Genomic DNA, 19,148 nt, shown 5'->3' on the forward strand with positions numbered 1-19,148 from the left:
TGGGCGGCGGGCCGCCGCCCGGCGCGATCAAAAGACACCTTCAGAACCGGGAGCGGGGGATCATGAGGAAGACGTCGTGGATGGCCGGAGCCCTTGCGGCGGCCGTCGCTGGGCTGTGCGCGGTTTCGGCCTCGGCGCAGACCAAGGTAACCGTGGCGATGAGCGGCTGGACCGGCTTCGCGCCGATCACGCTGGCCAAGGAAACCGGCATCTTCAAGAAGAACGGCATCGAGGTCGAGATCAAGAAGATGCCGACCTCCAACCGCCACCAGGCGATGGCGGCGGGCGAGGTGCAGGCGATCACCACCACGGTGGACACGCACCTGCTCTACGCCTCCTCCGGTGTGGACGTGACCCAGGTGCTGGTGCTCGACAGCTCGCACGGCGGCGACGGCATCGTCGTGCGCGACGCGGTCAACAGCCTCGCCGACCTGAAGGGCAAGCAGGTGGCCGTGCAGTACGGCGGCGTGCCGCAGTTCTGGCTGGCCTATGTTCTGAAGAAGAACGGGTTGTCGATCGGCGAGGTGCAGACCGTCAACCTCCAGCCGTCCGACGCCGCCAACGCCTTCGTCGCCGGCCAGTTCGACGCCGCCGTGACCTATGAGCCGTACCTGTCCAAGGTGCGCGAGGCCAACGGCAAGATCATCGTCACGTCGGACCAGACGCCGGGCGTCATCATCGACACGCTGGCCTTCCAGCCCGACTACATCCAGAAGAACCCGAAGGTCGTGAAGGCCTTCGTCGACAGCTGGTTCGAGGCGCTGGACGAGATCAAGAAGGACGAGAAGAAGGCCTTCGAGATCATGGCCCGCGACGTCAACCAGACGCCGGAACAGTTCGCCTCCTCCGCCAAGACCGTGCTCTGGTACGACAAGGCCGGCAACGTCGAGTATCTGACCAAGACCATGCCGACCTTCATCAAGGAGGTCCAGGACGTGATGCTGGAGGCCAAGCTGATCCGCAAGGCCCCGCCGAGCCTGGACAGCATGACCGACACGTCCTTCGTGAAGTAAGTTCTTGCCCCCTCCCCAGCCCTCCCCCGCTTCGCGGGAGAGGGGTTAAGTTCCCCTCCCTCGCCGAAGGCGGGGGAGGGTCAGGGAGGGGGCACCGCCTTCCAAACCCGACAACGGTCCGCCAATCCCATGTCCCCCCTCTTCACTCCGCTGAAGCCGGTCGCTCCGGCGCTGCGCACGGTGCTGGGCATCGCCTGCTTCGTGCTGTTCTTCCTGGGCTGGGGCATCGCCACCTACGGCGGCTTCGTGAAGCCGCTGTTCCTGGCCTCGCCCGGCGACACGCTGACGGCGGGCATCGCGCTGTTCCGGGAGTTCGGCTTCGCCGAGGACATCGCCGTCACCGTCTGGCGCGTCTTCGCCGGCTTCGTCATGGCGGCCGCCCTGGCGGTGCCGCTGGGCATCCTGATGGGGGCCTTCAAGCCGGTGGAGGCCTTCTTCGAGGCCTTCGTGTCCTTCGCCCGCTACCTGCCGGCCTCGGCCTTCATCCCGCTGCTGATCCTGTGGGCGGGTGTGGGCGAGCTGCAGAAGATCCTGGTCATCTTCATTGGCTCCGTCTTCCAGCTGATCATCATGGTGACGGTCATCGTGTCGGGCATCCGCAGCGATCTGGTGGAGGCCGCCTACACGCTGGGCGCCAAGCGCGACGGCGTGGTGCTGCGCGTCCTGCTGCCCGCCGCCTCGCCGCAGATCTTCGAGGCGCTGCGCCTCGTGCTCGGCTGGGCCTGGACCTACGTGATCGTGGCGGAACTGGTGGGCGCGTCGCGCGGCATCGGCCACATGATCATCGACGCCCAGCGCTTCCTCGACACCGGGCAGATGATCTTCGGCATCTTCATCATCGGCGTGATCGGCCTGATCACCGACCTGCTGTTCCGGGCGCTCAACGCCCGTCTCTTCCCGTGGGCCAAAGGACGATAAGCGCCGGCCATGAGCAAGCTGTCCATCCGCAACGTCGAGAAGACCTTTCCCGGCCGCAACAGCACGGCGCCGACCCGCGCGCTGGTGCCGACGAGCCTGGAGGTCGCCGACAACGACTTCATCACCATCCTGGGGCCGTCGGGCTGCGGCAAGTCCACGCTGCTGCGCATCGTCGCCGGTCTGGAAACCCCCACCGCCGGCGAGGTGCTGCTGGAGGGCAAGGCGGTGTCCGGCCCCGGCCCCGACCGCGGCATGGTCTTCCAGTCCTACACGCTCTTCCCCTGGTTGACCGTGCGCGACAACGTCTGCTTCGGCCTGCGCGAGCGCGGCCTGCCGCGGGCGGAGCAGTTGGCGATCGCCGACCGCTTCCTGGCCCAGGTCGGGCTGAAGGGCTTCGAGAACCACCACCCCGCCCAGCTCTCCGGCGGCATGCAGCAGCGCACGGCGCTGGCCCGCGCGCTGGCCAACGACCCGAAGATGCTGCTGCTCGACGAGCCGTTCGGCGCGCTGGACCACCAGACGCGCGAACTGATGCAGGAACTGCTGCTGGGCATCTGGGAGGCCGACCGCAAGACGGTGATGTTCGTCACCCACGACATCGACGAGGCCATCTTCATGGCCAGCCGCGTGGTGGTGATGTCAGCCCGCCCCGGCCGCATCAAGTGCGACATCCCCATCGATCTGCCGCACCCCCGCTCCTACAAGGTCAAGACCACCCCGGAATTCGCCGCCTACAAGGAACGGCTGACCGAGGAAATCCGTGTCGAGACCATCAAGGCCGTGACGATGGAGCGCTGACCAGCGCTCCCCAACGGACCCGAGAACGCGAGGGAGCGGCGCCGGCGGGCGCCGCTCCTTTCCTTTTCCACCACCGGATCAGAGCTGGTGACCGGTGTTCACGACCAGATCGGACAGGACGACGCCGGCGCGCTCGGCGTCCGACGCGAGCATGCGCGGGCAGTTCCAGTGCAGCCGTCCGTCAATTTCAAGCATCCGGCCATGGTGCTTCACCACCCACACGCCGGTGGTCGCCAAGCGGATGACACGGGCCAGCGGTTCCCCGCCAGCGCGAACCGGGGATGTGGATTGGCCTACGGCCGGAACTGCTGGATGGATCGCCACATCCGAGCGCTCGAAGGCCGGCGCGCAGGGATGGGCGCTGACCGGCTGCAACGGGTGCCGTTCACGGCGGTCACTCGGGCGGCTCGCCGGGAGAGCGGCAAGCGCCTGCGGTCGGGAAAGATGCAGCATGGTGGGCATCCTGGGACGTTTCCGATGAGCCTGCGTCCTCAATGTCGCGCAGGTCGTTAGGACACTGAACGTTCCACGCGCCCTGAATGAAGTAAAGAGGAAACACCCCCGAATCCGTGCAACCATTCGACGCGGGGCAATGGTAAAAAAAGAAATAACCAGATTATTATTATAGTTATTGACTGTTCACCAAGCACTGCCCTCCTGGCTTTGCAGAGCGCGCCAGGATGCCTATTTCGAGGGAGGGTGAGGAGACAAACCCACTCTCTTAGGGATGGGAAAGGTGGCTTTCCGCCCCGGAATAGTCACACGCAAAAGCGTGTTCATTCCGTAAGCATGCGATGCAAGCGCAGGCTTGACCGCTGGCTTCCGAGGCTGACGGCACCCAAGAATACAGGGAAGATAACGGGTAGGATCATGGTGAAGAAACTGGCAGTGATCGTGGTTGGCGGCCTTGTTCTGACGGGCTGCTCGAACCTCAGCCACCGCGAACAGCGCACGCTGTCGGGTGGCGCCATCGGCGCCGCGGGCGGTGCCGCGGTCGGCGCCCTGACGGGGGGCAGCGCCGTGATGGGCGGCGTGATCGGCGGCGCGGCCGGCGCCGCGGTGGGCGCCTTGACCTCCAACAACGGCAAGCACCGGTAAACACCGGTTCCACAACGGGGATCAGGCCGCCGGACCAGTGTCCGCGGCCACCCCACACGCCTGCGCGCCCTCAATGTCAGGGCTTCAGCAGACGTCTGATTTTTAGGGAAATGTTGGAGCGGGTGAAGGGAATCGAACCCTCGTCGTAAGCTTGGGAACGGCGGAACAAGACAAGAACGGACACTGACGGACGTCGGCGAACTGTGCATTTTCAATAGCTTAGCAAACACCTGTCTGCTATCATCCGGGCTCGACCGCCGACGCTTTTCCGTACCGATTCCGTACGAGGAGACCCGTTCATGGCCCGTTCCGCCGCCCCCGACACCCGCTCGAAGACCGCGCGCGGCAAGCTCGCCCCCCGCCGCGAGCCCTACTGGGCGCGCCTGGCCAAGGGCAGCTACCTCGGCTACCGACGGCTGAAGGAAGGGGCCGGCAGCTGGCTGGTCCGCTACCGCGACGCGCTGGGCACGCAGCACTTCGACGCGCTCGGCCAGGCCGACGACGCGCTGGAGGCCGACGGCGTCGGCGTCCTCACCTTCGACCAAGCGAGCGCCCGGGCGCGGCGCTGGTGCGAGGCGCGGGCCGCCGCCGAGGCCGGCGTGCGGCGCGGCCCCTACACGGTGGCGCAGTGCCTGGAAGACTACCTCGACTACGTGAAGATGCACCGCAAGTCGGTCAAGCACCTCGACACCTACGTCAAGGCCTACATCCTGCCGCGCCTCGGCGCGCTCGACACGGCGGCGCTGACCTCGGCGGTGATCCGCAAGTGGCACCGCGAGATCGCCGAGGAGCCGCCGCGCCTGCGCACGTCCAAGGGGAAGGCGCAGCGCTACCGCGCCGAGGATCCCAACCCGGAGGAGGCGCTGCGCAAGCGCCGGCTGCGCGCCAACCGTCACCTGGTGACGCTGCGCGCAGCGCTGAACCGGGCGTGGCGCGAGGGGTTGATCCCGAGCAACGACGCCTGGGCGCGCGTCCAGCAGTTCGGCGGCGTCGAGCGCCAGCGCTCGCGCTTCCTCGACCACGACGAGGCGCGCCGCCTGCTCAACGCCTGCCCGCCCGACCTGCGCGCGCTGGTGCAGCTGGCGCTGCTCACCGGCGCGCGCTACGGTGAGCTGTGCCGGCTGGAGGGGCGCGACTACCAGGCGGCCAGCGGCACGCTGTTCATCCGCGACAGCAAGTCGGGCAAGCCGCGGCACGTCGTGCTCAACGAGGAGGGCATGGCGGCCTGCCGCCAACTGACACTCGGCCGTCCCATGGGCGAGCCGCTGCTCAAGCGTGAGGACGGCGGGCGCTGGGACCGTGACCTGCACCAGCGCCCCTTCAAGGAGGCGGTACGCCGCGCCGGCCTCGACCCGGCCTTCACGTTTCATGAACTGCGCCACACCTGGGCCAGCCTGACGATTATGGCCGGCGCCCCGCTGATGGTGGTGGCGCAGAACCTTGGCCACCGCGATACGCGGATGGTTGAGCAGCATTATGGGCACTTGGCACAGTCCTACGTGGCTGACATGGTGCGCCGGACCGCGCCGTCATTTGGCCTCGTTCAGCAAAAGAATATTTTGCCTCTGTCCGCCGAGGGATGAACAAAAAAATTACTGCGTGGCTGGCCTGGCTGATGGTGGCCCCAGGTACGGCGTGAATTTGAATCTCTCTCCGCCAGCGTCCAGGCCCGGCGTGTATCGGGCTTGTGTACCGGCGCAAGCTAGCATTACAGTACCGGGGGTTGAACAGCTCCAGCAGCAAGCCGAGCCCACGAGCGTGGTCGCCTTCACCGGAATCGGTGGACGCCTTCGACCGGAATCCGCGGTCGGGTTCAACCGGAATGCCCGGTCGCCTTCATCTGGAACCGGTGGTCGCTTTCAACCGGATTACGCAGTCTGCCGTAACCAGCCTCATATATTGACTTCAGAAAATGCAACCATCATTCAGCCTGTCAGGCCGACAACTTGATTGCCTGAGCTATCGACGCGCATCTCAATGGCTCGTGACTTCGAAAGGAGGTATGAAATTGATCCTCCAAGCGTGAAGGGAAAAATAGTTGGGTTTGAAGCAATGCTGGCGACCGGAACGGTTCGACCAGCATGTCTCAAACACGCTTCGGCGAGCCACGTGGCTACCGCCGATCCATGCAAATCGATCGCCGTCTTGCGAACAAGCCGCTTGCCCTTGTCTGTCCTCCCGATGGCCCCCCAACTGGCCTGCGACTGCAGAACCATGTTTGTCATGCGACGAGTGCCTTCCCGTTCGCCGTAGATTTCGGCCATGCGTCGGTGAACCTCTGCGGATGTGCAATCGCCCTGAAGCGTTGTGAGTCTGCCAACAATCTCCGCCACCTTTCCGAAGAAGGGGTATGTGGCGAGCGCCATACCCCATGTCAGTGCGGGAACCGTGGTCTCAGGCGCATCGCAAAAGATTTCAACTCCGCGGTCGGCAAAGCCGACAAGGTCAGCACGAGGCTCCAGCCAAAGGCGGTTGAGTACCGTCCTAGTCTTTTTCTTCGCTGCTGGTCCGGCGTGCGATGACGCCAGCACCTCGTCGAGCTCTTCGAGAGTGCCCCTACCAGCCCGGATGCGGAGTGCAAGCAAAGCCCAATCCAGTTGGATGAAGCGGTCAAAACCTATCTGCGGCGACGAGGAGTTCATGATGCTGGTCTTTTTATGTTTATCTTGATGAAGGGAACGATGAGTTCCTCGACTGAAATCCCTCCGTGCGCGACGATTTGATCTCCTTTTGGAACGAATGCTCCCCGTGTGCCGGCGTATACCGGCAAGAAGTCCGGCGGTAGTCCAGAACTATATAGCCGGAACGCATCAATTTCTGGCGGCACAGACGCAGCCAGGGGTTCACTGCGATAGGTCCGAACCCTTTCGCCTCTCAGCTCAGAAACGACACCTTGGCTGAGACGGCCAATGCCCTCCGCATCGACATTGCCGTGGTCAGCGGTGAGATAGATTTGATATCCTTGCTCCGCGAGCAGCAAGAACAGCTTTTCTACGAAACCGGTTTCGCACCACTCATTTATTTGCCCAGCGACACCTCGCTTTCCCAGCATCGCCCCGTGAACGATTTCATCGATCATATCGACGACTATGCCAACAACCTTTGTTGCTGGTCTGGAGACGGCATCCTCTAGCTCGGCCAATTGCGCCGTCCGCTTCAGGCCTTTCTGATAAACGATCTCTGGCTTGCGAAGGCCGTTCTCCTGCCAGAAACGAGCCCATAGAGACGGTTCCTGGGATGTGTTTTCGATCGAGTTCGAGAACTCACGGGGCTTTAGACCTGAAAACAGAGCCTGTCGTGAGACGGAAGTGAGAGTGGGCAGCCATGCGAAGCACCCTCCTTCTTCTGCTGAAAAGCCAGGTAGACGAGCAGCCAAGCGCTCTCGGATTTGGAACCACTGATCCAGTGCCAGGCCGTCGAACACAAGAAGCGCAACCCGTTCCTCGCCGGCATTCCGGCGCAGTGCCAGATACCGCGGCACGTGATGAACCATCACTGGCCCTTTCGCCGCCGAGAGGGACGGAATATCCGCGTAATGCTGAATTAGCCAGTCCTTCAGACGCTCGTCAGCGTCGCGTTGCAGCTTGCGGACCTGTTGCTGGATCGACTCGGCGATTTCTGTGCTTAGACTATTGAAGCGCGAGATGACTTCGCCGAGCCGGCGGGCCAGTTCGACCCAGTCGCGATGCGTCGCGTTGGCATCAGGCAGGTCAGCGGTGATCCTCCTCACACCTTCTGATACAAGGTGGCCAAGCGCATGTGGGTCCTCAACCAGCCCCACCTTGACCCACCCCGGCAAGTCACTCGGAGGGTCATGCGCCCCGACAGGCTGAAGAGCCCCTTCGAGGAACATCGTGTCGACGATGACCCTGACGTCGGGATGCTCAAACGGTACTGAAACCTCTGGCAAGACCTCTGCCGAGTCGTTCGAAGTGCGTTGGCTGTGGACACCATACTGCAACAAGAAGCGGCCCCAGGCATCCTGCACTGTGCGCACTATGTAGCTCTTCGACGCCAGCAGCTCCGCTATGGGCAGATCGCCGAGGGGCGTGTCCTTCAAGATCGCCGCAACATGCTTCGCCAGCAAAGCCGGCAGCCCAGCGCCGCGGTAATGGAGCCGCAAGACTTCTCGCCAGAAATCCTCTGGCCTGCTGAGCAGGTAAGGGCTTATGCGGAAGATGTGGGTCAGGATGAAGTCCTTGGTCGCCCCTTCCCCGAGCGGCTGAGTGGCGTGCTTATTGTGCGCCAGAAACAGGGCTTCATGGTACTCCGAGTCAATCTGCCGGATTACGCCATAACTCAGTCTGGGGAACAGATCGGCCAAGCTCAGGCTGACCTTGCGTCCCATGCGGACGTAATCCCAAGGCAGCGCATTAACATCAGTCTCGCGCAGCTGCAAGACGAGCGCCTTTGATGTTCCTTCCTCGCCGCGATCCCAAGCTGCTCGGTAGCGCTCTTCATACTCTGTTCTAAAGGCGACAGGGTCATCGAAGGGCAGCACTTCGAAACCTCGTTCGCGAAGACCGTGCAATATGCGCTCATCCAACAGGAGATCATCCGGATCGCAGGCGATCCAGAAGCGGGAAAGATCGGCAGGAAACTCCTGCAGGATACGGTCGGTCCATGCGCTCATGATGCAGCCCGTCCTGGTTCGCCGACACGCAGCATGAGAATGGCGTTCAGATCGGGCGTGTATGCCTCGGCGGCATCCAGCTGCGCCATGTGGGCATCATGGTCGGCACGCAGACGCTTGCGACGGTAGTCACGGACTGTCTGGAGCCCGACCCGGCCAATTGCCTGATACCGCGCATCGTAGGCGTACTTAACACGTTCGCGCTCTTCCTGAATTCGGGCCCTGTGCTCCTCCACCAGATCCGCAAAGATACGCTCACCTTGGGCGAGAGCGGCATTTTTCGAGCGATCAAAGCAGCCGCTTGCATCAGCGGCGGCAACAGTTCCGACACTCTCGACCCGTTCCGTCAGAAGAAGATCCCAGATCCGCTTCGCTGTTGGCAGGAAGGTTCGCCCTTCGTCATTCACGAAGACGGACAAGAAGCGCCGTCGGCTGAAATCATCGGCGGACAGACTGATCTCCCACAGCGACCATACGCCCCGGACGCTCTCCGGAAGGCCGGCAATCCGGACAGTAGGAAGCGGTTGACCCGAAACGCAGCGCGGCAGATCGCTGATCACTGCCCGAGCGCGAGTATCTTCAAGCGTCACCCATTCGACGTCGGGCCGCTCCTCGGCCGTCCTCGCGTCGAAGCAGACCTTGGCCGACTCGCTTCCGTCCACCCAACGCACCCGCCAAAAATCGGCTTCTTTGACGGCGTCTCCGCCGCGCGCGGGTAGTCCGGTCGTGATTGCCCGTTCCAGCCAGAACTGTGCCGGGTGGTCTCTCCATTTGCGGGCATCGTCTGCATCAAGCTGGTGCCCATCCGACAAGAGTTCGCTGCTCTTGCGGCTTTCCGCGATGGTCGACCGAAGCTGCGACACAACTGCGTCGCATTCGCTTTCGATGGCGTCTGGGTTCTGGAGCCCCTGGACAAAGAGTTCATCGAACAGCGGCTCTGCTTCGACCGAGTCCATTACATCGGCGGCCTTGTCCACCCCGAACTCTTCGGCGATGACGGCGAGCTTCGTCTCCAGAACCTCGCGCACGCGATGTTCGACCGTGTCCTCCAGGACGAAGTTGATCGCACGCACGATGTGTGGTTGCCCGATACGGTCGACGCGGCCGATGCGCTGTTCGACCCGCATAGGGTTCCACGGCATGTCGAAGTTCACGATGACGTGGCAGAACTGGAGGTTCAAACCCTCGCCACCAGCGTCCGTCGAGATCAGAATGCGGATATCTCGGGAGAATGATTGCTGCGCCCGGGTTCGGGCTTCGAGATCCATGCTCCCGTTCAAAGTGGCGACCGAAAAGCCGCGGCTTTCGAGGAAATCCGCAAGCATCGCCTGCGTTGGCACGAACTCGGTGAAGACCAGCACCTTCAGCTCAGGATCGTTCTCTTCCTGCTGAAGCTTATAGATGAGCTCCAGAAGTGCCTCAGCCTTGGCGTCCGTCCCCTGTGCCTCCGTGGCGTGGGCAAGGTCGAGCAGCGTGTCGACTTCGGCCTTTTCCATCTCCCAGCCCTTGGTCTGGATGGCGAGATCAACTTGGGTCTGGCCGTCCAGCTCCGCCCACTCGTCAACGTCGGCTGTCTCGAACAAGGATGGCTGTAGCTGCGGCTGGTCCAGCAAGGCTTGGCGTTTTTCAAGCGTCGCTCGGATGGCCGCCGTGCTGGATGTCACGAGCCGTTGCATCAGGATCATCAGGAATCCGATGTGCCGCTGCTTCGCGGCCATGGCCTGGTTGTAGCCGTGGCGGACATAGTCGGTGACGGCCTCGTAGAGCTTCTGCTGGCTGGCATGGCGGTCCTGCCATGCCACTGGATGGAGGCGGGTCATGCGCGGTTTGAAGAGCGGCTTGCCCTCGGCATCGATCGCGACGCGCTTCTCGGTTCGCACGACGAAGGGGCGTACCCGCTCGCTGGAAACGCTGCTCTCGTCCGGGAAGGCGTCCCGGTCGAGTAGCTGCATCAGCCGATGGAACTGATCGGTCTTGCCCTGGTGCGGGGTAGCAGACAGCAGCAGCAGATACGGCGCGGCCTCTGCCAGTGCAGCACCCAATTTATAGCGCGCCACTTGGTCCGTGCTGCCACCCATGCGGTGGGCTTCGTCGATGATGACCAGATCCCAGGATGCCGAGATAAGGTCTTCGAAGCGCTCCCGATTGTAGGTGCTGAGCTGCTCGAGGCTCCAGCCGCGACGGCCTTCGAGCGGCTTCACGGAGTCGAGCGAGCAGATTACCTGATCATGCAGCCGCCAGAGGTTATCCTCGTCGCTTCGCCATTGGCGGAAGGCGGAGAGTTCGGCCGGCTCGATGAACTGGAAATGCTCGCCGAAATGCAGGCGCATCTCGGCTTGCCACTGCCTGACCAGCCCCTTGGGCGCCACGACGAGGATCCGCCGCGCCATCCCGCGCAGCTTCAGTTCGCGCAGGATGAGACCGGCTTCGATCGTCTTGCCTAGCCCCACCTCGTCCGCGAGCAGATAGCGGATCCTGTCCCGGCTCATGGCGCGGTTGAGCGCGTAGAGCTGGTGCGGCAACGGCACGACGCTCGACTGGATCGGCGCCAGCAGGAGGTTGTCCTCCAGCGCGTCCAGAAGCTTGGCCGCCGCGGCGGTGTGCAGCATCTGATCGACTGTCGGCTGGACCGCGTCGAGCGGGCTCAGATCGCGCGAGCGTGCGCGAACCACGGCGTCTTTGCCGGGCAGCCAGACCCGATAGGCGGTTTCTTCCCAGATCTCCTCCCGGTCAACGACACGGCAGGGCGCGGCATGTCGTTCATGCCAGCACCACGCGCCGATGCCATGTCTGCCGCCGGCATGCGTCACGCATCAGCCTCCATGCGGGTGAGCGCCTGGTCGTACCAAAGCAGCAGCTTCTCATCCTCCTGCAGCGCCTCCTCTGGGATCTTCTGAGCGATGCCGATGATGGTCTTGTAGTCCTTCGCGGCCCACGCGGTTTTGAAGCCTGCACGAAGCACCTCAAGCCGGAACTCCTTGAGACGGCGGCCCGGTGCGGACTTGTAGCTCTCGAACTCCTTCAGCAGCGACCGCTCGCGCTTCTGCTCCAGGTCCTTCGCCTTGCTCGGGTCAGGGACGTAGCAGCGATCCTTCGCCTTGGCCTTCAGCCGCGGGTCATCCTTCTCCAGACCGCGCAAATCCTTGAAGTTGGTGGACAGATAGCTGTGGATTTGGCTCGGCACGTCGCCGTTGCCATCGTAGCGCAGGAAATTGTCGGCGAGCAGCGCCGAGAGCTCCGGCCTCTCCTCGTGCTTCCGCCAGCCCGCGCCGACTTGGGTGGTGAACTCGGGATGCACCTCCTGATAGGTCGAGGGGCGCTTTCGCAAGAAGTCCATCAACCAGTCGATGGCCGAACGTTCGTCGGAGACGAACAACTCCATCTGTGGCGCCTGCGCGGCTTGGGCCCGCTTTCGGTCGTATTCGGCGACCTGCTCCGGCAGGAACACCATGCCGTCACGCTCCGGGAACCGGCTCCGCATCCCTTCCAGGAACTCCTCGGTCGAGAGCGGCACCGGGAAATCATGGCGAACGAACCAGGCAACCATTCTGTCGTAGATACGGCGTGGATCGCGTTCCACGACCATTTCAAGGCCGCCGTTCTTTGTCTTCGAGACGGGCAACTGCCGGAGATGCGTCTGGACGAAATCCCAGGCTGACTCCGGGGCTGCGCCACGTTCTGCCAGCCGCTTTTCGAGCCCGCCATTCGGCTTGTACGCAGAGATGACAAGATCCTGCTTCACCGCTGTCGTCGACGTGACCTGTCGGTAGCTACCCTGGACCTTGTCGAGCGCATTGACCTCGGCGACCACGAAGCCAGCCTGCTGAAGTGCAACCTGAATTGTGTTCCAAACAGACGCTTTGCTGTTGGAAAAGACTACAGTCATCCAGCGGCCGGGCTTCAGAACTCGGTGATATTCTGCGAAGCACCGCTGCATAAGGTGCTGGTAGTCCACAAGCGCCTTGTTCTTGAAACCGTCGATGATGGCTTCAGGCTTGGCATCGGTTGTAACGCCGTGCCATGACTCAATAAGGAAATTAAGGTCGGCGTAGTAAATGTTTTCACCAAATGGCGGGTCCGTAAAAATGTAGTCAATTGAGTCAGGCGGCAGTGGTAGGCTTGCCGCTGTACCGGCAGTTATGACTGAATTTCCAAGACGAGATTTAAACTGCTGGAACGTTTTTACCAATCTACCCAGCTTGCCTTCCAGAATATACCGAGGGCTGCACTCAGCATGCTGGGAAGCTACATAATATACGCCTGTAAGGTATTGGTTCACTTGGGAGAAGCCGGTTGGGCGAAACCGGTTGAGCAAAGACGCAGTCCAAAAAGCTTGCTCGACAAAGAACTTCAGCACGGAGCGAATGCGAGGGTCTGATTGTGCGGCAGCCTTGGACCACAGGAGTGCCATAGCCTGAGACGATCGCGGCAAAAAGAAGTGATGGATATTTGTGAAGCCTTTCGGCGCGATACGCGATCCGTGGTACATTTCCTCAATCGGAAAGCGGTCCGTTGGGATGCCAACAGGAAGTGGCATGTTCTCAATGCGTGAGATCATCGCTAGATCGGCGCTATCAGGCTGTTTCTTGTAGCGCCCTTTTCCGATGCTATAGACAATCAAAGCAGGCCTAAATTTTACCCTCTTCCAAGGCTTTCCGCTTGCGGGGTCAATGCGGGTTTCTAGAACCCGTTCTAGCCGGTCTTTGTTTAGTTCTGAACCGCAATGCGGGCACGGAAACACATCGCGAGTACGCTTGCTGTCTTCCTCAAGCGCTTCTTCAAGGAAGTTCACTTCGCCTGTGCACTCGGGGCATGTGAACACCTCGCTCCAGACGGTGAACTCGATCCGCCCCTTTGTTTTGCCATCCGTGTGCAGCGTTTCGTACATCCAGCCGATTTCGCGCTCGACTTCAGCTAGGAGTTGGTTTCCTGCCTTGGCAAAAGCGTCGACATCGAAGGGCAGGTTGTAGTTGGCCCCGATAAACGTCGCGGCCGGCGACAGATCGTTCAGCACAGCCCTGCGCGCACCCCACTTCGGCGCGGACATGCCTGCCTTCTTCCACTCCATCTCTACTTGGTGGCGATAAGACGCGGGGGCCGTGCCGCACCACTGTGCGGCCACGCCGGTCATGCCCGATCCTGCAAATCCGTCGAGCACGATGTCACCCGGCTCGGTGAAGTGCAGGATCGACGGCACGATGGCCAGGTGGGGCACCTTGGTGTGGTAGGAATGCGCTTTGTAAATCGGATCGGTCTTGCTCACTGACACGTCGATCGCCATCGGCTCGCGCGCGTATTCCTGGCTAGGGTCGTAAGCCTTGCCGTAGTACTTCACAAATTCCGCCAGCCAGGGATTCGGGCACGCCGTGTAGTAAGGCGGATCAGACATGGCCAGGATCGCTTCATCCGAGCCTTGCGGAAACCCCTCCTGCTTCCGGAACGCCGGATCCTTCAACTTCTCCGCCAACAGCCCCAAGAAGTGCTCCCGCCGCGCGTCCTCGCTTGGGAAAGTAATACCAAGGCACTCAACATGGCCTTTCTTGTTCACTCCGGTGTCGTGGTTCAGGAGGTCATTCATTGGTGTCACCTTTTACGCGGCGTCGAGCTTCGCGCGAATGCTGGGATAGGAGTACGGCGTGTCGGTCTTGCCGCCATGCTGAGCGGTCATCTCGTCGACAAAGCGCTGCCAATGGTCTCGCGACGCAGGCAAGGTCGCTGAAGTCAGCTTGAAAACCCCCAGCAGGACGTCCGCCGTCGCTGACGCGTAGGAGATCTGGCTGTTGCCGAGCACTGCATCGAGCAAACGACCGATGTCATCCGCCCCGAAATGCGGAGCGAGAGGGATCACCACCGTCTGTCCAAGCTTCTCCGCGTCGCGATAGCTGCCCGCCGTCGCGTAGATGTCGATACCGAACGGCACGAACTCCCTGCAGGGATTGTCGGACAAGAGCTGTATGCGCTCGGGCGCTGCAAAGCTCGTGAACTTTGCCAACAGCGTGTCTGCCAACTCTGGAATCGCGAACGCATCGAAGACCAGATGCTCCTTCATGTCCTCGATCGAACACTCCTCGATGAGGCGCACAAGACGCAGTTTGACGGGATCGGTGAGCCAGCCCCAAAGCTGCGGCTCGGCACCAATGAAAGTGCAGATGTTCAGAAGCCGACCGTCACCTACGCCATCAAAGAACTGGCCGACGAACGGGCGGGCGATCTCTTCAAAAATCCGTGTCTTCTTTGCGGCAACCTCGCTAAGCGCCCACGCGAGTTGGCGCTTCTTCCTGAGCAGTTCCTCTTCACCTTCCAGGAACGGCGCCTTGAGCAGAACCTTGATCAGGTTCGCCACCAGGGCATCTTTGGAGCGGTTCAGGTATTTGGCCGATACGAAAGTCCTGATGCCGTCCTCGGTCGACGGAAACGATGGACTGAGGACGTCCGCCTTAAAGCGGTTGAGTGCGCTCTTTCCTTGAAGCGGCGCGTGAATCAGCAGGCACTGAAGAGCGTGAACAAGATGCGATCTGACGAGGTCAGGAGACGGTTGAAATAGTTCATCTTCGGTGATGAATGCCGGGTGGGCACAAAGATGGCGGTCTTCTTGAATTCGCCGGAGCGTTTCAAACTCATGGGGTGTGACGAGCTGCAGATCGTCCTTGGCCGTATCCAGCAGTTCACGCTCCAATGCCTGCATCTGCACGATGTTCTTGTGCTCGATCGCATTGTCGAGCTTCCCAACGAACGCAACGGAGGCTGCATCTCCTTGACTAGCCAGTTCCCGAGCCTTGGAGAAGACATCGTGCACAACTGCGATCCAGACCGACATGATTGCGGAGCGGAGAGCTCCTCCACGATATGCAGTAATCGCTTCCTCGACCAGTCGACGTGACTCCCGGTCCCGAACCGCAAGCGCTAAGACATCAATGTCCGTGACAGCTTGGATGGACATGGACTTCACTCCACCACAAAGCGCAGCTTGGTGGTGTCCTTGCCCTTGCAGCGGTCGTTCAGAAAGGACTCGAAGCGCTTGCGAAGATCCTCGGGTGTTGCCGGGGAACCGCCTTGCAGGAGCGCCTGTCTGATGTCCGCACTGCTGACGTTGATCTTTTCCAGCCCCGACAACGCCTCCTGAACCGCAGCGACAAACTCAGGCGTCACCGGATCCGGCAGTCTCTTGGACGAGATGAAGCCATCGACGAGGCTACGGGCGGCTGTCTTCAGGAGATCGAAGTTCTCCTGGATGATCGGATCGTCGAGGTTGTCGAGCAGGGTCTGCGTCCAGCCGTCGATCAGCCGGTCGAGCTCGTCGTCGAGCTGCTTCAGGACGTTCGCAGCCGGAAGCAGGTCGCCTTGCTCGTTCGCCGGCCGGAAGCCGCAGTGCGGGCAGACCGGGCTGGCCGAAAGCTCAGACTCGACGAGAGATGCGCAGCTCTTCAGCTTGTCCAGCTTCTCCTCGAAGGTCGTCAGCTGGCTGGTCGGCATCAGCGAGATGCCAGCCAGCGCCCGCATGGCGACAAGCCGCGGGTCCTTGCGCAGTGCGGACTTCGTCTTCTCTTCCGTGACCCCAAGGCGTGCCTTGCTGTGCAGCCCGACATAGGCCGTGATGTAATCCTTCTTCAGCTTGGCCAACGTCTGCCGGTATTCCGCTGCGTGCTGCGCGGTCCTATCTGCCGCGAGCTTGTCGAGGACCTGCTTGCGAGTCTCCTGCGCTAGGCGAACCCAGGCATGGTCTGCCGACAGAACCATCTCGGCCTGCGACAGATAGCTGGCCGTGGTACCGAGCTCGACGACCAGTTCCAGCATCCCCTCGACAGCCTGCAGGACTTCGAGGTTCTTTTTCTGGGCCGCGATATCGTCAGAGCCGATGCGAAGGTTCTTGAGCTTTCCGACCGTGTTGTAAGGAGCCAGGCTCTCCGTGAAGGTCTTGAGCGCATCGAGCTTGGTGCGCCAGTCGCGGATCTCTTCTTCCCGCAGCAGCGGCTGACCCCAGAAGCTCAGCCGGCCAGACATGTCCGTAGCGGCGCTGAGCACGCGCCGCGTCAGCTTCCCAACCTCCTCCTGGAGCAGCTTGACCGGCTCGTCCGAGCCCTGCGTTGCCTGCTGAGCGAGCCCGGGCGGCAAGCCCAACATCTCGAACAGCGCGCGGAGGACGGCGACGTTGATCTCCTTCGGTGCCTCGACGTGCTTGAACTGCTTCAGCTCGTCGAGCGGCCGTTCCGCGAGGAGCGTGATCTTGCCGGAATCGATCTTGTCGCCGGTGATCGCCAGGACGACGTCGCCGGCATAGACCAGCCCGCCCAGAACGGTGACAAGCAGATCGGGCTCCAGGCGGAACTTGATCGGCGCGAAGTACTCGACGTCCGCGTCGCCGCTGACCAGCTCACCACGATTCAGCACCTGGCCATGGCCTTTGGCCTTCAGCCGAGCCAAGACGTCCTGCGCATAGCGAGACTGTGTGGGGTCGATGCGATCACCGTCCAGCATCTCCAGGCCGTCGAGGATGACCACGGCGTCCTTGGTCCGGTTTCCGCCTGCGAGCGCGCGTAGAGCGTTGCCGACAAGCTGCTTCCGGTTCGCCTCGGTCACGAGCGCGGAGAATGTCGGATATTCAGGCGCCACCTCGGCAAACTGGTTGTTCAGCGCGAGACCGGAGATGACGTTGACGACGTCGCGGAAGTTGATGCGCTCTTCCGGACCGAGACGTGCCTTGTCGCGCAACGAGACGCCCTTAGTCCACTCCTGCAGGGTTTTGCTCTTGCCCTGATAGGTGACCTCGTAGGCCGTCATCTGCTTTTCCTGCAGCCACTTGCTCATGTCGCGCAGGGCGTCTTTGGCCTTGTCGAGGTAGATGGACTTCGCGCCGCCGCTGGCCGTGGAGGCAAGATCCTGAGCTGCGGCATAGAAGGAGAGATGACGCCTGATCGCATCATCGAGCCCTTTGAGACGGAAGAAGACCTCGTCGGCCTTGTGGTCGTCACGGAACCGCGGCGGTTCGAACGGCTGAATGAAATAGATGTAGAAATCCCGCTCGGGCTGCGCCGTCGGCCGGTCGTTCGGGGCACCGAAGAAGAGATACCCGCTGCGCTCGACGCGGTGGTCCTGCCACTCGATCTGATACTGCCATATCTGATGGCCGGTGACGTAGGTGGTCTCGTCGGTGCGCTCCATCAGCTGACGGATCGCGCTGTAGTACGCGCGGTCGAGCGCGTCATCGGACAGGGCTTCAGCCCGCTTCTCGATCTGGGCGTCGTAATCGACGTCCTTCTTCAGATCAAGGTAGTATTGTTCGGTATCCGGCGCTTTCGAGACGAACTGTCCGTTGACGGTCTTCAGCGTCTCCCGCAGCACTGTCTGAACGAGGGAAAGCAGGTCGGCCTCCGGCTCTCCGCCCATGTCTTCGATGCCCGGTTGAAACAAGCAAAGCGTATCGCGGAGTTCCTCAGCCGTCGGTCCCACGGGAACATAAATGTCGCCGCCCGTCGTCAGGCGATGAACCGAAAGTCCGTCGATGATGCGGAGCGCCATTGGCCGGTATGCCGGGCGGGTGAAAGCCTTCCTTACGCGCTCTGACAGGACTTCGGATACCTTAAGCACAGGCCCGATGTTCGGATCCGCGCGCAGCACGGAGTTCGACGTGACCGTCTCCCAGAACTTGTCGTAGCCGATCAGTCCCGGCCGTTCGTCGGGCACCTCATCGCTGAGAATGGCCTGGATCTGATCCCGGAGGGTAACCAGTGCGCCGCGCTTCTCGGTGAACACCAGCCGCTCGAAGGTCCCGATGTAATCAGGGTGCACCGGGAACAGCCGGACATACTCGTCCATGCGCTCGTTCATCGAGCCATAGAATTTGGCGAACGGCGTCAGGTAAGCGCGGATCTTGTTCTGCTGATCTGCCGTCTTCTTCAGGAGGCGCTCGGCCACGACGAAACTGACGTCCTGGCGGGCGAGCAGGATCTGTGTGAAGCGGTCCTTCACACGACGAAGGCTGTCGGCGACATGCTGGAAGCGGCTGCTGTCGAAGATCGCTTCCTGAACGCCGGCGACGAACCGGAAACGGAGGTGCTTTGTGACCTCGCCGATCTCTCGCAAGAACGAGAGGTCTAGAACCAGATCGTGATCCTTGCGCGATCTCAGGTATTCGAGAAACTCGTCGACTACGAGCAGGACGCCGTGGTTGGGATGGACCTCGGCGAACGCCGCCATCATCTCTTCGAAGGCGGCCTTGTTGTTAATAACCTTGTCGGCTGGAGGGAAGGAATAGCTGACGCCGTGCTTTTCGAGGAATACCTCAAGCTGTTGCGTAATGATGTCCCGCAAGGACATCTGGCTAGAAATTTCGATCCGGTGAACCTTGAATTTTCCGGCAATGGCACCCGCGGCCTCGGCCACCTTGGGATGGCGGATCATCGGGACATATGCGGCGTCTTCGGCGACCAGCGATAGCACCGACATCAGGTGCGACTTACCGGTCCCGTAGTTGCCAACAACCAGCACGCCCTTGTGGTCCACGGCCTCGTCGAACGAAAGCTGGGGGATCATTTGCTTGGCGATTCGCTCGGCCATGTCGTCGGAAATGACGTAGGTCGAGACAAGCTTCTTGGCCTCATCCGGACGATTGGCGTCCAGAAGCTGAATGACCGACTCGATCGGTTCAAATTGAATGAGATCGCCATAACGCATCGGCATCCCGAGTTCCC

The 19,148-nt window shown here is 61.7% G+C and carries 12 protein-coding genes; 5 read left to right on the forward strand and 7 right to left on the reverse strand.

Going from position 1 to position 19,148, the window contains the following annotated elements; translation table 11 throughout:
* The first annotated feature begins 62 nt into the window (after positions 1-62).
* From ABAZ39_RS12690 to ABAZ39_RS12700, 3 genes are all read left to right on the forward strand, one after another.
* Positions 63-1,013 (forward strand): ABC transporter substrate-binding protein, encoded by a 951-nt coding sequence (locus ABAZ39_RS12690; RefSeq protein ID WP_038529852.1) that lies wholly within the window; start codon positions 63-65, stop codon positions 1,011-1,013.
* Positions 1,014-1,142: 129 nt separating this feature from the next.
* Positions 1,143-1,931 carry an ABC transporter permease gene (locus tag ABAZ39_RS12695; RefSeq protein ID WP_038529855.1) on the forward strand — a complete coding sequence of 263 codons (789 nt, stop codon included), beginning with the start codon at positions 1,143-1,145 and terminating at the stop codon, positions 1,929-1,931.
* A gap of 9 nt (positions 1,932-1,940) precedes the next feature.
* Entirely contained in the window at positions 1,941-2,729 is a 789-nt protein-coding gene (locus tag ABAZ39_RS12700) for an ABC transporter ATP-binding protein (protein WP_014238630.1), read from the forward strand.
* A 78-nt stretch (positions 2,730-2,807) separates the two neighbouring features.
* Here the strand turns inward: ABAZ39_RS12700 and ABAZ39_RS35585 are convergent, their stop codons facing one another.
* A complete protein-coding gene (locus tag ABAZ39_RS35585; protein WP_144243532.1) occupies positions 2,808-3,182 on the reverse strand; it encodes a hypothetical protein in 375 nt (124 codons plus the stop codon).
* A gap of 417 nt (positions 3,183-3,599) precedes the next feature.
* Between ABAZ39_RS35585 and ABAZ39_RS12705 the strand changes: the two genes are divergently transcribed.
* Entirely contained in the window at positions 3,600-3,827 is a 228-nt protein-coding gene (locus ABAZ39_RS12705) for a YMGG-like glycine zipper-containing protein (protein ID WP_014238634.1), read from the forward strand.
* Positions 3,828-4,126: 299 nt separating this feature from the next.
* Entirely contained in the window at positions 4,127-5,410 is a 1,284-nt protein-coding gene (locus ABAZ39_RS12710; RefSeq protein WP_038529858.1) for a tyrosine-type recombinase/integrase, read from the forward strand.
* Between the two features lie 342 nt (positions 5,411-5,752).
* Here ABAZ39_RS12710 and ABAZ39_RS34095 read toward each other — a convergent pair whose 3' ends face one another.
* From ABAZ39_RS34095 to ABAZ39_RS12735, 6 genes are read right to left on the reverse strand one after another with little or no spacing between them, the layout of a single operon-like run.
* A complete protein-coding gene (locus tag ABAZ39_RS34095) occupies positions 5,753-6,469 on the reverse strand; it encodes a hypothetical protein (RefSeq protein WP_081862994.1) in 717 nt (238 codons plus the stop codon).
* A complete protein-coding gene (pglZ, locus tag ABAZ39_RS12715; RefSeq protein ID WP_038529860.1) occupies positions 6,466-8,460 on the reverse strand; it encodes a BREX-3 system phosphatase PglZ in 1,995 nt (664 codons plus the stop codon). Before pglZ ends, ABAZ39_RS34095 begins: the two co-directional genes overlap by 4 nt.
* Positions 8,457-11,270: a DEAD/DEAH box helicase gene (locus ABAZ39_RS12720; protein WP_038529863.1), complete on the reverse strand. Its 2,814-nt coding sequence runs from the start codon at positions 11,268-11,270 to the stop codon at positions 8,457-8,459. Before ABAZ39_RS12720 ends, pglZ begins: the two co-directional genes overlap by 4 nt.
* Positions 11,267-14,038, reverse strand: coding sequence for a DNA methyltransferase (locus tag ABAZ39_RS12725; protein WP_038529865.1), 2,772 nt, complete (start codon positions 14,036-14,038; stop codon positions 11,267-11,269). Before ABAZ39_RS12725 ends, ABAZ39_RS12720 begins: the two co-directional genes overlap by 4 nt.
* Positions 14,039-14,050: 12 nt before the next feature.
* Positions 14,051-15,400 (reverse strand): hypothetical protein, encoded by a 1,350-nt coding sequence (locus ABAZ39_RS12730; protein ID WP_144243533.1) that lies wholly within the window; start codon positions 15,398-15,400, stop codon positions 14,051-14,053.
* Between the two features lie 5 nt (positions 15,401-15,405).
* Positions 15,406-19,137, reverse strand: coding sequence for a DUF6079 family protein (locus tag ABAZ39_RS12735; protein WP_200885622.1), 3,732 nt, complete (start codon positions 19,135-19,137; stop codon positions 15,406-15,408).
* Positions 19,138-19,148 lie beyond the last annotated feature (11 nt).

The sequence above is a fragment of the Azospirillum argentinense genome (assembly GCF_000632475.1).
Lineage (GTDB): Bacteria > Pseudomonadota > Alphaproteobacteria > Azospirillales > Azospirillaceae > Azospirillum > Azospirillum baldaniorum.